Below are 12,920 nucleotides of genomic sequence, written 5' to 3' on the forward strand. Positions count from 1 at the left end.
CGCGCCGTGGCGGCTGGCCCTGGTCCGGATGGGCGGGCGGGGCCGCCGCGGAGGGCGGAGCCGGTCAGTCCTGGCCGGCGAGGTCCAGGCGCAGGCCCAGCAGCTCCACACCGGGCAGCGGCGACCAGTCCTTCTCCGGCACCCGGACGAAGCCGAGCCGCGCGTAGAGGCGGTGCGCCGAGGCGGCCATGCCGGCGCGTACGCAGATCACCACGGCCGAGCAGCCCAGCTCGGTCGCCCGCGCCACGCAGGCCCGGGCCAGGGCGACCCCGGCGCCACGGCCCTGCGCGGCCGGGTCGACCGCGAGCATCCGGAACTCGGCCTCCCCGGGGCCGGACAGCTCGGCGTACCGGCTGCCGGGCAGCACGAACGTGACCGCGCCCAGCACCTCGCCGGTGGCCTCGTCGACGGCGACCAGCACCTCGCCGGCCTCCGCCCGGCTGGCCACGTCGGCGAGCACCACCCCGTAGCCGTTCTCGCCCTTGAGCTGGCCGTCCGCCTCGTACGCGGCGACCGTCAGGCGGGCCACCGCCGGATGGTCGGCCGGCTCCGCCCGACGGACCAGGAGGCCGGTCAACCGATCACCGCGATCAGGTCGCCGTCCTGCACCACGTCACCCTCGTTGACGGCGATCTGCTGCACGACGCCGTCGGACTCGGCGACGACCGGGATCTCCATCTTCATCGACTCCAGGATCACCAGCGTGTCCCCCTCGGAAACGCTGTCCCCGGCCGACGCGACGACCTTCCAGACGTTCGCCACCATCTCGGCGCGGATCTCCTCGGCCATCCTGACGGCCCTCCCTCTTCACCGGTGTTCCTGCGAACGGTATCCAATCATGACCGCGATCACCCTGGGACAGAGAGCGGCCGACCCGCCCGATTCCGCCCCCGCCGGACCCCCGGGGCCGCCGCCGGCACTAGCATCAGCGCCGTCGGTCCCCAGCCCGAGCAGGACCGGTACGCGACCTCCGCCGCGCTCACCCGCGGCCGGACGTGACCAGCACAAGGAGGCAGAGCATGGCGAAGAAGGCCCGCAAGAAGAAGGCGCGCAAGAAGAGCAGCGCGAACCACGGTAAGCGCCCCAACTCCTGATCGTCGGGACGCGAAGGTGGCCCGGGTCCGATCGGACCCGGGCCACCGGTGTCTTCAGCTCGGCCGTCTTCGGCTCGTCGCGATCACGCTCAGTCGGCGAGTTCGCGGGACTCGGTGGTCTCGAAGACCACCAGCTCGCTCAGCCGGACACGGAGTCGCTCCCGCAACTCCTCGGGCGCGGTCTCGTTGCCGCAGCAGCGGGCGACCAACGCCCGTACCTCCTGCTCGATGCCGTACTCGCGCAGGCAGGGCCCGCACTCGTCCAGGTGGTGCCGGATCAGCACGCGACGCTCCTCGCCGCACTCCAGATCCAGGTAGAGGTAGACCTCGGCGAGCACCTCGCGGCAGTCCGTCTCGTGCGGCTCTCCACAGCTCACGGTCACACCTCCCGGCTGGCGGCGGCGGTCGAACCCTTCGACGGCGCGGCGGTGAACCCCCGCTCGGCCGCGTACTGCTCGAGCAGCTTGCGCAGATTACGCCGCCCACGGTGCAGTCGCGACATCACGGTGCCGATCGGCGTGCCCATGATCTCGGCGACCTCCTTGTAGGAGAAACCCTCGACGTCGGTCAGGTAGACGGCCAGGCGGAACTCCTCCGGCAACTGCTGGAGGGCCTCCTTGACGTCGCTGTCCGGCAGCCGGTCGAGCGCCTCGGTCTCCGCCGAGCGCAGCCCGCTGGACGTGTGCGACTCGGCCTCGGCGAGCTGCCAGTCGGTGATCTCGTCGGTGGGCGCCTGGACCGGCTGGCGTTGCCGCTTCCGGTAGGAGTTGATGTAGGTGTTGGTCAGGATCCGGTAGAGCCAGGCCTTGAGGTTGGTGCCCTGCTCGAACTGGTGGAAGGCGGCGTACGCCTTCAGGTAGGTCTCCTGGACCAGGTCCTCGGCATCCGCCGGGTTCCGCGTCATCCGCAGCCCGGCAGCGTAGAGCTGATCGACGAAGGGCATCGCGTCCCGCTCGAAACGGGCCCTGCGCTCGTCCGTCTTCTCGGTGGTCAACCGCACATCCCCTCGCGTCGGATGCTTTCCCGCCGAGGATACGCGTACGGACGTGCCCGCAGATTCGGTTCCGGCCGGTGTGCTGGCGCTCACCGCTGCCGGCGCGGACCACTCCGGCGCGTCGAGCAGTCGCCTCAGCGCCCGCGCGTCCCGTTCGTCCCGTTCCCGGCTCCGTGTCTCGATCGGCACCGGTCACCCCCCTCGGCTGGAAAAGTCGTCCGGGGGTGGTAACGCACGCCGGAGGTGGCACATTCCGCAGCCGCCCCGCCGTTCCTGGTCCCGGCCCCGGCCGCGACCGGCGCTGGGACCAGGAAGGGCCTGGGAGGATGGCCCCGGATGCCCGAACCGGGCGCCCGACACCATCCGATGCAACGACCCGCCGCCGCCCGGGGTCACGCTCCCACGTCCCGGGTCAGGCGGCGGTCCAGCCTCGGTCGTGCAGCCAGCCGCGGACCACCGCGGCGGTGCCCGCCGGGTCGATCCGCAGGTCGTGCCGTTCACCCGGGCGGACCACCACGTCGACGCCCGGGCCCGGTTCCGGGACGCCGAACGGGTCACGATCGCCGTTGACCACCAGGGTCGGCAGGCCGGTGGCCAGTTCGTCGGCGCGCGAGCGCTCCGGGCGACCCGGGGGATGCAGCGGAAAGGCGAGCGCGACGATGCCGGCCGCGCCGACGGCGCCGGCCGTACGGCAGGCGACCCGGGCACCGCTGGATCGGCCGCCGACCACCCAGCAGGCGAGGCCGGGGTGGCGTTCCCGCAGCGCGGCCAGCACCGCCGTCCACGCCTCGTCGAGGTGCCCGGCGGGGGCGGGCGCGCGCCGGCCGGCGACCCGGTACGGCTGGGTCACCCGGATCACGCCCACCCCGGCGGCGACCACCGCGTCCCGGACCGCGACCAGGTCCGGGGCGGTCACGTCGCCGCCCGCACCGTGGCCGAGCACCAGCAGGGTGGAGTACCGACCGTCCGGCAGGTCGGTGTCGACCCGGGCCGGACCGCGGGGCGTGGTGATCTCGTCGGTCTGCCGCACCGCCTCATTCTGCGGCCCCGGTCGGCGGGCCCGACGATCGCCGCGCCCGGCGGCGGTCCGGCACCCGAGGCGTCGGGGAATTCCACGCTGGCCGCCACCCGGCGCCGACGCCGCCGGCCCGAGCGAGAGGGGCCGCCGCGACGGCCGTCCCAGGACGAAGAAACGGTGTCGCCCGCACCTCGGAAAGGGGTGCGGGCGACGTACGGAAATCAGCTCAATGGCACCAGGGTGAGCAGGCGGTCGCGGACCGGCGGACCGGCCTCGTCGGCCGCGTCCGGATCCGGTTGCACCTCGCTACGCCAGGCGACGAGCATCGCCCGCCGCTCGCGCGGCGTGGTGCCACCCCAGACGCCGTGGCAGTCACCCACCTCAAGTGCCCAGGCCAGGCAGGATCCCTGGACGTCACAACTGCGGCAGAGCGCCACGGCCGCGTCGGCCGGTTCGTTGGGTGCCGGAAAGAACGTCTCCGGATCCACGCTCTGGCAGGTACCTCTGGTCCGCCACGCCTCGTCCTGTCGCCGCTCCCGCAACGCCCGCAGCAGTCGAGGGTCTCGCCGTGCGGCGGCCACCTCGTGCGGGCGGGGCATACGCGCCCGTGTCAATACACCCACCTCCCCCGTGGGGCCGGCTCTGATCATGGGAGATCGATGGGTGTCATCCGCCCCGTGCGAACAGACGCCCAACACCGGCGCTGTGTTCTATCGCACCGACGCACGCGGGGACAAGACTCCGCGGTAAACATGGCTGAAAAGCCGGGCGACGATTCGGGCGCAACCTCGGCAAATTAGCACACGACAATGTGTCACCAGTGATCAGAACAGCGTCATTTCCGTAACATCCTCCTCGCGGGCGAGCGGGACCCGGGCGGTGAGCGCGGGACCGTCGTTGCGGACGTCACCGACCGCCGGGGAGACCGGCCGGATCTCCAGCCCGGCGAGCCACTCCGGAGCGGGCGGGGCGAGCAGCGCGGCGGGCTCGTCGGCCGGGCCGAGCCAGGACGCCCACCGCTCCCGGGGCAGCAGCAGCGGCATGCGGTCGTGCACCTCGGCCAGCTCGCCGACCGCCGCGGTGGTCAGCACGCTGAAGGTGAGCAGGGCGGCGCCCGCCGGCTCCCAGACCGACCAGATGCCCGCGAAGGCCAGCACCGAGCCGTCCACCGGGGTCATGTAGTACGGCTGCCGCCGGCCATCCGGGTCGCGGACCCACTCGTACCAGCCGTCGGCGGGGACCAGGCAGCGCCGGCGGGCGAAGGACGGGGCGTACGCCCGGCTGGTGGCGACGGTCTCCGCCCGGGCGTTGATCATGCGGGCGGCCCCGGCCGCGCTACGGGACCAGTGCGGCACCAGACCCCAGCGGCCGACGGAGAGCAACCGGTGCCCCTCCGGCGCCAGCCGGACCAGCGGCACCGGGTCGGTCGGGGCGACGTTGAAGTCCGGGCCGACCGCGTCGCCGGTCTCGTCGGACGACTCGAACAGCGCGCTCAGGTCGCCCGCGCTCCGGCTCGTCGCGTACCTCCCGCACATGCGCACACGCTAACCCGCCGCCGGCATTCCGGCTGTCCCGCCAAGCGGGAGCTGGCACGATGGGCGGGTCCACCGGGCCGGGCGAGTTGGCACAATGTGAGCGTGGGGAATCTGACCGCTACCCGGCCGCCGCAGCCGTGGACCGCACCGACCGCCACCGACCCGGTCGCCGCCACGCTGCGCCTGCCCGGGTCCAAGTCAATGACCGCCCGAGCCCTGGTGCTCGGCGCGCTGGCCAGTGGCCCGTCGACGCTCGACCGGCCACTGCGCGCCCGGGACACCGAGCTGATGGCCGGCGGGCTGCGCGAGCTGGGCGCGCACGTGTCGATCTCCGATGACGAGCGCTGGCTGGTCCGGCCGCACCGGCTGGTCGGCCCCGCCCACATCGACGTCGGCCTGGCCGGCACGGTGATGCGCTTCCTGCCACCGGTGTGCGGTCTCGCCGCGGGCCGGGTCACCTTCGACGGCGACCCGCAGGCCCGGGTCCGCCCGCTCGGCCCGCTGGTCGGGGCGTTGCGCTCCCTCGGCGTACGCATCGACACCCCCGCCACCGGCAGCCTGCCGATGGCGGTCCTCGGCGCCGGCCGGGTCACCGGTGGCGAGGTGGTCATCGACGCCTCCGCCTCCAGCCAGCTCGTCTCCGGGCTGCTGCTGGCCGCGCCCCGCTTCGATCGGGGCCTGGTGATCCGGCACGAGGGGCCGCCGGTGCCGTCCGCGCCGCACCTGCGGATGACCGTGCAGATGCTCCGCGCCGCCGGGGCCGCGGTCGACGACGGCACCCCCGACGTCTGGGCGGTCGAGCCCGGTCCGCTGACCGGGCGGGGCTGGGAGATCGAGCCGGACCTCTCCGGCGCGGTGCCGTTCTTCGCCGCCGCGCTGGTCACCGGTGGCGAGGTGACCCTGCAGGGCTGGCCCCCCAGCAGCATGCAGCCGGTCGAGCAGCTCCGCGCCCTGCTGACCCGGATGGGTGGCGAGGTGACGCTGACCACCGCCGGGCTGACCGTCCGGGGCACCGGCAGCGTGCACGGCCTGGTCGCCGACCTCTCCGACGTCAGCGAGCTGACCCCGGCGCTGACCGCGCTGGCGATGCTCGCCGACTCGCCGTCCCGGCTGACCGGGATCGAGCACATCCGGGGGCACGAGACCGACCGGATCGCCGCGCTGGCGCAGGAGTTCGGCGCGCTCGGCGCGGACATCACCGAGTCCGCCGACGGGCTGGAGATCCGCCCCCGCCCGCTGCGCGGCGGGACCTTCCGGACGTACGCCGACCACCGGATGGCGCACGCCGCGGCGGTGGCCGGGCTGGCCGTCCCCGGCATCGAGGTGGACGACGTGGCGTGCACCTCGAAGACCATGCCGGAGTTCCCGGCACTATGGTCGGGGATGGTGACCGGAAAGAGCTGACACGACGGGGGGACGTCCTGGCGACCAGGCGGCGGGAGTACGACGAGGACGACGTCCGGGTCCGACCCGGGAAGTCGTCGCGCCCGCGTACGCGTACCCGGCCCCGGCACGAGAACGCGGTCGACGGGTTCGTCATCGCCGTCGACCGGGGCCGCTACACCTGCGTGCATCCCGACGCCGGGCCGGACGCCCCGACCGTCACCGCGATGCGCGCCCGTGAGCTGGGCCGCAAGTCGGTGGTGGTGGGCGACCGGGTCGGGCTGGTCGGCGACACCTCGGGCGCGCCGGGCGCGTTGGCCCGGATCGTCCGGATCGCCGAGCGCACCTCGGTGCTGCGGCGTACCGCCGAGGACGACGCGACCACCGCCGAGGGGCGGCTGGAGCGGGTGGTCGTGGCCAACGCCGACCAGTTGGTGATCGTCAGCGCGCTGGCCGACCCGCCGCCGCGCACCGGGTTCATCGACCGCTGCCTGGTCGCCGCGTACGACGCCGACATCGAGCCGCTGCTCTGCCTGACCAAGGCCGACCTGGCCGGCCCGGAGGCGGTCCTCGACTACTACACCGAGCTGGAGCTGCCGTACGTGCTGCTCCGGCCGGACTCCGCGCTGGACGCGCTGCGCGCGCTGCTCGCCGGGCGGGTGTCGGTGCTGGTCGGGCACTCCGGGGTGGGCAAGTCGACGCTGGTCAACCGCCTCGTCCCGGAGGCCGACCGGGCGGTCGGCACGGTCAGCGCGATCGGCCGGGGTCGGCACACCTCGACCAGCGCGGTGGCGCTGCGGCTGCCCCCGCTCCCGGGTCCCGACGGCGACCCTGGCTGGATCATCGACACCCCCGGGGTACGCAGCTTCGGGCTGGCCCACGTCTCGGCGGAGAGCCTGCTGCACGGCTTCCCCGACCTGGTGGACGCGACGGTCGACTGCCCGGCGAACTGCCCGCACACCGGCGACGAGGCGGACTGCGCGCTGGACGCCTGGGTGGCCGCCGGCAAGGCCGACCCGCGCCGGCTGGCCTCGTACCGCCGGCTGCTCGCCTCCCGGTCCGGCGAGAGCGACCCGCGGGAGCCCGACCGGAATCCCGGCGACCCGCTCGCGGGTTCCTGACCGGCGGGACCCCATCGGTCCCGCCGCCGCGGCCGTCCGGGTGTCGCTACCGTGTCCGGCATGACCGGGTACGCCGACGACCTCGCCCTCGCCCACCTGCTCGCCGACGCCGCCGACGCCGTCTCCACGGCCCGGTTCCGCGCCCTCGACCTGCGGGTCGAGGCCAAGCCCGACCTGACCCCGGTCTCCGACGCGGACACCGCCGTCGAGCGGGCGATCCGCGCGTTGCTGGCCGAGCACCGGCCGGGCGACGGCCTGCTCGGCGAGGAGTACGGGGAGCAGCCCGCCACCGGCCCGGACGGGCGGCGCTGGGTGATCGACCCGATCGACGGCACGAAGAACTTCGTCCGGGGCGTACCGGTCTGGGGCACCCTGATCGCCCTGCTGGAGGCCGACCGTCCGGTCCTCGGCCTGGTCTCCGCCCCGGCGCTCGGCCGGCGTTGGTGGGCCGCCCGGGGCGCGGGCGCGTACGCCGGCCCCGACCTGGCCTCCGGCACGCCGATCCGGGTCTCCGGCGTCACGGGCCTGGCCGACGCGAGCTTCTGCTACTCCTCGCTGACCGGCTGGGAGGAGGCGGGCCGGCTGGACGCCGTGCTCCAGATCATGCGCGACACCTGGCGCAGCCGGGCGTACGGCGACTTCTACGGCTACATGCTGCTGGCCGAGGGGGCGCTGGACGTGATGGTGGAGCCGGAGCTGTCCCTCTGGGACATCGCCGCCCTGGTCCCGATCGTCACCGAGGCCGGCGGCACCTTCACCGACCTGGCCGGTCGACCGGCCCCGGCCGGCACCAGCTCCGGCGAGATCAGCGCCATCGCCACCAACGGGCCGCTGCACGGGGACATCCTGGCCCGGCTCGGCCGACCAGCCGCGCGCTGACCCGCCAGCGGTCCTCTATCCTCGCCAGGTGGTGTCCTCCGGTTGGTGCTTCCTGGCGGCGATGATCGTCGCGTACGGCTTCGCCAACCTGCTCCAGTCGGTGGCCGCGGCGCGGACCACCGTGCACCACACCTTCGACCCGGGGCTGCTGCTGCGGCTGGCCAGCCACCGGACGTACCTCGTCGGGCTGTTCTGCCAGGTGATCGGCTTCGTACTGGCCTTCCTGGCCCGCCGCGACCTGCCGCTGTTCCTGGTCCAGGCCAGCGTGGCGGCCGGGCTCGGGGTGACCGCCCTGCTCGGCGTGCTGGTGCTCAAGTGGCGGCTTCCGGTCGCCGAGGTCGTGCTGCTCGTGCTCCTCTTCGCCGGGATCACCGCGCTGGTGCTCGCCGCCGAGCCCGCACCGTCCCGGCAGCTCGGCGCGGCGGGGCTGGCCGGCCTGGTGGCGGCACTCGTCGTGATCGCCGTGCTCGGCTTCTTCACCGCCCGGCTGCGCGGCGCGCCCGGCTCGGTGGCGCTCGGCTCGCTGGCCGGGTTGGCGTTCTCCGCCGCGGCGGTGGCCGCCCGCCCGCTCGCCTCGGCCGACTCGGCGGAGGCGTTCGTCCGCGATCCGCTGCTCTACCTGCTGATCGTCCACTCGGTGGTCGGGCAACTGCTGCTCGGCCTGGCCATGCAGCGCGGCTCCACCACGGCGGCGGTGGCCGCGATGGACGCCGCCGGCGCGGTCCCCGCGGCGATCATCGGCCTGCTGCTGCTCAACGACCGGATCTGGCCCGGGCGGGAGTGGCTGGCCGGCGTCGGCTTCGTGGCCACGCTGGTCGCGGTGGTCGGCCTGACCCGGTACGCCGAACCGCAGCACCACCACGCGGTCGCCCGCGAGCGGGAGCTGCCGATGGTCCCCGCCGGTACGGCCGCCCGGCCGCGCCGCTGACCCCCCGCCTTCCTGACCCTTGGGCCACCGAGGTGGGGCCGCGCCGCACGGCGGTCAGGCCGCCTCGACCGGCTTGCGCCGGCTGACCACCCGCTCGTAGAGCCGTTCCAGGGCGCCGGCCGTCCGCTCCCAGGTGTAGCTGCACCGCACCCGGTCCACCGCCGCGTGCCCGTACGCGAACCGTCCGGCGTTGTCGGTCAGCAGCCGGCGCAGGGTCACCCCGAGGGCACGGACGTCCCCGGGCGGCACGAGTTTTCCGGTCACCTCGTCGACCACCGCGTCGGCGAGGCCGCCCATCGCGTAGCCGACCACCGGCACCCCGCAGGCCATCGCCTCCAGCGACACCCGACCCGCCGAGCAGTAGTGCGGCGTGCAGGCGACGACGTCGGCGGAGCGGTACCAGGTCGCCATCTGGTCGTGCGGGACGGCTCCGACCAGCGTCACCTGGTCGGCCACCCCGGTCCGTTCGGCCAGCTCACGCAGCCGGCGCGCCTCTCCGTGATCGGCGAGCTGGGCGGCGGGCGGACCGCCGGCGATGATCAGCTCGGCGTCGCCGACCAGCCGCATCGCCCGGATCACGTCCTCCTGGCCGTGTCGGGGCGAGAGCCCGCCGACGGAGAGGATGCGGGCCCGCTGCTCCCGGGGTGCCGCCTCGCCGTCCGGGTGGAACTGCTCGGTGTCCACCCCGGTCGGCACCATCGCCACCGAGCTGCGCTGGAGCCCCATCCGGGTCAGCTCGTCGACCTCGTCGTTGCACTGGGCGACCGCGATGTCCACCGCCCGGGTCAGCGCCCGCTCCAGCGGGATCCGCTCGCCCGGCCCGTCGTACCGCTGACCGAGGTGGCGCAGCTGCTCGACGCCGAGCGAGTGGAAGGTCTGCACGACCGGGATGTCCGTCTCGCGTACGGCGTTGGCGGCGGCCAGGCCGCCGATCCAGTAGTGCCCGTGCACCACCTCCGGCGTCCAGTCCCCGGACCACCGCTGTGCCAGCCAGCGGCCGAACTCGGTCACGTACGGCACCAGTTCGGCGGTGGCCAGCGGGGCGGGCGGGCCGACCGGTGCTCGCTCCAACCGGTAGCCGTCCAGCTCGACCGACTCGGGCTGGTCCGGGTCGTCCCGCCGCTCGTGAACCCGGACGTCGTGGCCGCGTCCGGCGAGTTCGGCCGCCACCCGCGCGACGTGCTGGTAGGTACCGACGGTGGAGCCTTCGACGGACGGGCCGGCGTGTGCGCACACAAGGCCGACGCGCATGGTGCACCTCCACGCGTTCTATCCAGCGCTGGATCCTCCGGTCAGAGGGTCCCATTAACCCGGCTCCGGTGCGCCGAAACCTGGCAGATCGGAAGCCGCTCCGGGGCACCTGGCGGGACCGGTTGCCGGGCCGGCCGTGATCCGGGCGGACCCGGCCGCATGACCGGGCCGGGCCGGGGGTACCGGCGAGGAATGCCTCTCACCCGCGCCCTCGGCGACGCCACCGTCGTGATCACCGGCGCCTCCAGCGGCATCGGGGCGGCCACCGCGTACGCGCTCGCCCGGCGGGGCGCCGACGTGGTGCTGGCGGCCCGCACCGAGGAGGCGCTGCGCCAGGTCGCCGCGCGCTGCCGGAAGCTGGGCGGCCGGGCGCTGGTCGTACCCACCGACGTGACCGACCCGGAGGCGGTGGAGCGGCTCGCGGCGCGGGCGGCGGCGGAGTTCGGCCGGATCGACGCCTGGATCAACAACGCCGCGGTGAGCGCGGTGGGGCTTTTCGACGAGATCCCGGTGACCGAGTTCCGCCGGGTGGTGGCGGTGAACCTGCTCGGCACGGTGTACGGGACGAAGGCGGCGCTGCGCTGGCTCGACGCGGCCGGCGGCGGGGTCCTGGTCAACAACGCCTCCGTGCTGGCCGAGGTGGCCATGCCCTACCAGTCGGCGTACAACGCGACCAAGCACGGCATCCGGGGGCTGGCCGACACGGTCCGGCAGGAGCTGCGCGTCACCGGGCGGAACAACATCTCCCTCTGCACCGTGCTGCCGTCGGCCGTCGACACCCCGTTCTTCCGGCACGCCGCCAACCACAGCGGCCGGGAGCTGACCCCGCCCCCGCCGGTCCACCCGCCGGAGGTGGTGGCCGAGACGATCGTGCGGCTGCTGCGCCGGCCCCGCCGGGAGGCGTACGCGGGCGGCGCGGCCCGGCTGCTCGGGCTCCAGTGGCGGCTGGCCCCGGCGCTGGTCGAACGGATGGCCGGCTGGTACACCGCCCGCACCCAGTTCGGCCCCGGCGTACGGCTGGACGCCACCGGCAACCTGTTCACGGCCGACGCGGCGGCGGAGCGGACCGGCGACTGGCGGGGGCGCCGCCGGCGACTGGTCCGGATGACGGCGTTCGGGCTGGCGGCGGGCACCGCGGTGGGCACGGTTGCCGCGTTCAGCCGGCGATCGCGGGTCGGCCGCTGATGCGGCGCGCCGACCGGCCGGATGCGCCGACCGGAGCGGGCGGGCACAATGGGCCGATCATGCCGACGGAGCTGCGCTGCCTGGTGGAGACGGACGAGTCGTCCCCGGTCGTCAGGCTGACCGGCGTACTCGACCGGGCCGGCGTCGACGGCGTCCGCGACGCGCTCCTCGCCCGGCTGTGGCGGCGGCCCGGTCCGGTGATCGTCGACCTCTCCGCGGTCCGGATCGCCGACCCCGAGGCCCGGACCGTCGTCGACGACGTACGCCGTGCGGTGGCCGAGTGGCCCGCCACCGGGCTGCTGGTGCTCGACCCGCCCGGTCCCGTCGACCCCGGCGCCCCGGCCGACCCGTCCGGTCCCGTCGAACCGGACGCCCCGGTCTTCCCGTCCCTGGACCGGGCGCGGGCCGCGCTGGCCGGCGCGCCGCCGACGGCCGTGCTGACCGCCGACCTGCCGCCCGTGGCGGTCGCGGCCCGGGAGGCACGGGCGCTGGTCACCGACGGCTGCGTCCGGTGGGGCGTGCCGGAGCTGGTCGAGCCGGCCTGCATCGCGGTCACCGAGATGGTCAACAACGTGGTCGCCCACGCCGGGACGCCGATGACCGTCCGGGTGGCCCCACGGGACGACGACGCCCGGTCGCCGCGCGGCCTGCGCCTGGCCGTCCGCGACGGGTCCACCCGACCGCCCGCGTACGCCGGGCTGGCCCCGCTCACCTCGATCGGCGGGCGCGGGCTGCTGCTCATCGACACGGTCGCCCGGCGTTGGGGCAGCACTCCGCTGCCGGACGGCAAGGTCGTCTGGTGCGTGCTGCACGCCGAGGACGAGGCCGCCCGCCGGGGTTGACCCGTGGCCCGGACCCCGGGCCGCCACGGATTCGGCAGGTTTCCGACCGTTCCTCCCGATCCACCCCGCCGGACCCGGTTAGCCCGGTCAGCTCGGCGGGTAGTGACCGGTCATGCGCGACGACGACTACCCCACCCCCGTGTCCGACCCGGAGGCGGAGGGCCTGCCCGACACCGCCGACGACGACTCCACGGCCCGCGACGACGTGCTGACCGGACGGGAGGCGGACGGCCCTGAGCCGGCCCAGCTTCCGGCCGACCGCGACCCGGTGGCGGTGGACCACTTCGGGACCACCGCCGAGGAGCAGCTCGATGGCGAGTCGCTGGACTACAAGCTCCAGCGGGAGGCGTACGAGCGGCCGGTCGACGATCCGCTCGCCGGCGCGGTCGACCCGGGCATCGCCGCCGAGGCGGACAGCGAGGAGGCCGCCGCGCAGGCCCAGTTCGACGCGGACGTGATCGACCCGGGCCCGACCTCCGACCCGCACTCGGCGATCTCCCTCTACGACCACGGCCAGCTCGGTGCCGTCGCGGACCGCCAGGTCGGCCGGCTGGTCGAGCCGGACGAGGGCGCGCACACCGACCAGGAGACCGACAACATCGGGTACGACGCCGGTGCGGCCGGGGGCGGCGCGACCGCCGAGGAACTGGCCGTGCACGAGACCCGCCCGCCCGAGGCGACGCCCTGACG

General features: G+C 74.9%; 16 protein-coding genes. 8 read left to right on the forward strand and 8 right to left on the reverse strand.

The features are described 5' to 3' along the window. Positions 1 to 64: 64 nt before the first annotated feature. The gene (locus GA0070621_RS18970) at positions 65 to 577 is read right to left on the reverse strand and encodes a GNAT family N-acetyltransferase (protein WP_091197744.1); all 513 of its coding nucleotides are present in this window, start codon (positions 575 to 577) and stop codon (positions 65 to 67) included. Next, positions 574 to 789, reverse strand: a complete 216-nt coding sequence (locus GA0070621_RS18975; protein WP_089005411.1) for a biotin/lipoyl-binding carrier protein — start codon at positions 787 to 789, stop codon at positions 574 to 576. Before GA0070621_RS18975 ends, GA0070621_RS18970 begins: the two co-directional genes overlap by 4 nt. A 230-nt stretch (positions 790 to 1,019) precedes the next feature. Between GA0070621_RS18975 and GA0070621_RS31300 the strand changes: the two genes are divergently transcribed. Further along, on the forward strand, positions 1,020 to 1,094 hold the full coding sequence (locus GA0070621_RS31300) for a 50S ribosomal protein bL37 (protein WP_369752275.1): 75 nt from the start codon (positions 1,020 to 1,022) through the stop codon (positions 1,092 to 1,094). Between the two features lie 89 nt (positions 1,095 to 1,183). Here the strand turns inward: GA0070621_RS31300 and rsrA are convergent, their stop codons facing one another. The 5 genes from rsrA to GA0070621_RS19000 form a co-directional block, all read right to left on the reverse strand. Further along, the gene (rsrA, locus tag GA0070621_RS18980; protein WP_091202615.1) at positions 1,184 to 1,471 is read right to left on the reverse strand and encodes a mycothiol system anti-sigma-R factor; all 288 of its coding nucleotides are present in this window, start codon (positions 1,469 to 1,471) and stop codon (positions 1,184 to 1,186) included. A 2-nt stretch (positions 1,472 to 1,473) separates the two neighbouring features. Then, positions 1,474 to 2,277, reverse strand: coding sequence for a sigma-70 family RNA polymerase sigma factor (locus tag GA0070621_RS18985; protein ID WP_091197747.1), 804 nt, complete (start codon positions 2,275 to 2,277; stop codon positions 1,474 to 1,476). A gap of 223 nt (positions 2,278 to 2,500) precedes the next feature. Further along, positions 2,501 to 3,118 carry an alpha/beta hydrolase family protein gene (locus GA0070621_RS18990; RefSeq protein WP_091197750.1) on the reverse strand — a complete coding sequence of 206 codons (618 nt, stop codon included), beginning with the start codon at positions 3,116 to 3,118 and terminating at the stop codon, positions 2,501 to 2,503. Positions 3,119 to 3,327: 209 nt separating this feature from the next. Next, positions 3,328 to 3,720 (reverse strand): WhiB family transcriptional regulator, encoded by a 393-nt coding sequence (locus tag GA0070621_RS18995; protein ID WP_091197753.1) that lies wholly within the window; start codon positions 3,718 to 3,720, stop codon positions 3,328 to 3,330. Positions 3,721 to 3,930: 210 nt separating this feature from the next. Continuing rightward, on the reverse strand, positions 3,931 to 4,641 hold the full coding sequence (locus tag GA0070621_RS19000; RefSeq protein ID WP_091197756.1) for an SOS response-associated peptidase: 711 nt from the start codon (positions 4,639 to 4,641) through the stop codon (positions 3,931 to 3,933). Between the two features lie 102 nt (positions 4,642 to 4,743). On the opposite strand from GA0070621_RS19000, the gene aroA reads away from it, so the two are divergent. Genes aroA through GA0070621_RS19020 form a run of 4 tightly spaced genes read left to right on the forward strand, consistent with a single transcriptional unit; the run spans position 4,744 to position 8,952 of the window. Next, a complete protein-coding gene (gene aroA, locus GA0070621_RS19005) occupies positions 4,744 to 6,045 on the forward strand; it encodes a 3-phosphoshikimate 1-carboxyvinyltransferase (protein WP_091197758.1) in 1,302 nt (433 codons plus the stop codon). After that, positions 6,015 to 7,145 (forward strand): ribosome small subunit-dependent GTPase A, encoded by a 1,131-nt coding sequence (gene rsgA / locus GA0070621_RS19010; protein ID WP_167667060.1) that lies wholly within the window; start codon positions 6,015 to 6,017, stop codon positions 7,143 to 7,145. The genes aroA and rsgA overlap by 31 nt, the downstream gene beginning before the upstream one ends. Positions 7,146 to 7,205: 60 nt before the next feature. Next, on the forward strand, positions 7,206 to 8,024 hold the full coding sequence (gene hisN, locus GA0070621_RS19015) for a histidinol-phosphatase (RefSeq protein ID WP_091197761.1): 819 nt from the start codon (positions 7,206 to 7,208) through the stop codon (positions 8,022 to 8,024). Positions 8,025 to 8,052: 28 nt separating this feature from the next. Continuing rightward, positions 8,053 to 8,952, forward strand: coding sequence for a hypothetical protein (locus tag GA0070621_RS19020; protein ID WP_091197764.1), 900 nt, complete (start codon positions 8,053 to 8,055; stop codon positions 8,950 to 8,952). 54 nt (positions 8,953 to 9,006) lie between these two features. On the opposite strand, the gene GA0070621_RS19025 is transcribed toward GA0070621_RS19020, so the two are convergent. Next, positions 9,007 to 10,203: a glycosyltransferase gene (locus GA0070621_RS19025; protein WP_091197767.1), complete on the reverse strand. Its 1,197-nt coding sequence runs from the start codon at positions 10,201 to 10,203 to the stop codon at positions 9,007 to 9,009. A 192-nt stretch (positions 10,204 to 10,395) separates the two neighbouring features. Between GA0070621_RS19025 and GA0070621_RS19030 the strand changes: the two genes are divergently transcribed. The 3 genes from GA0070621_RS19030 (at position 10,396) to GA0070621_RS19040 (ending at position 12,918) form a co-directional block, all read left to right on the forward strand. Next, on the forward strand, positions 10,396 to 11,388 hold the full coding sequence (locus GA0070621_RS19030) for an SDR family oxidoreductase (protein ID WP_091197769.1): 993 nt from the start codon (positions 10,396 to 10,398) through the stop codon (positions 11,386 to 11,388). Between the two features lie 59 nt (positions 11,389 to 11,447). Then, the gene (locus GA0070621_RS19035) at positions 11,448 to 12,230 is read left to right on the forward strand and encodes an ATP-binding protein (RefSeq protein WP_091202618.1); all 783 of its coding nucleotides are present in this window, start codon (positions 11,448 to 11,450) and stop codon (positions 12,228 to 12,230) included. A 112-nt stretch (positions 12,231 to 12,342) separates the two neighbouring features. Beyond that, positions 12,343 to 12,918 (forward strand): DUF5709 domain-containing protein, encoded by a 576-nt coding sequence (locus GA0070621_RS19040; protein ID WP_091197772.1) that lies wholly within the window; start codon positions 12,343 to 12,345, stop codon positions 12,916 to 12,918. Positions 12,919 to 12,920: the final 2 nt, after the last annotated feature.

It is taken from the genome of Micromonospora narathiwatensis (assembly GCF_900089605.1).
Taxonomy (GTDB): domain Bacteria; phylum Actinomycetota; class Actinomycetes; order Mycobacteriales; family Micromonosporaceae; genus Micromonospora; species Micromonospora narathiwatensis.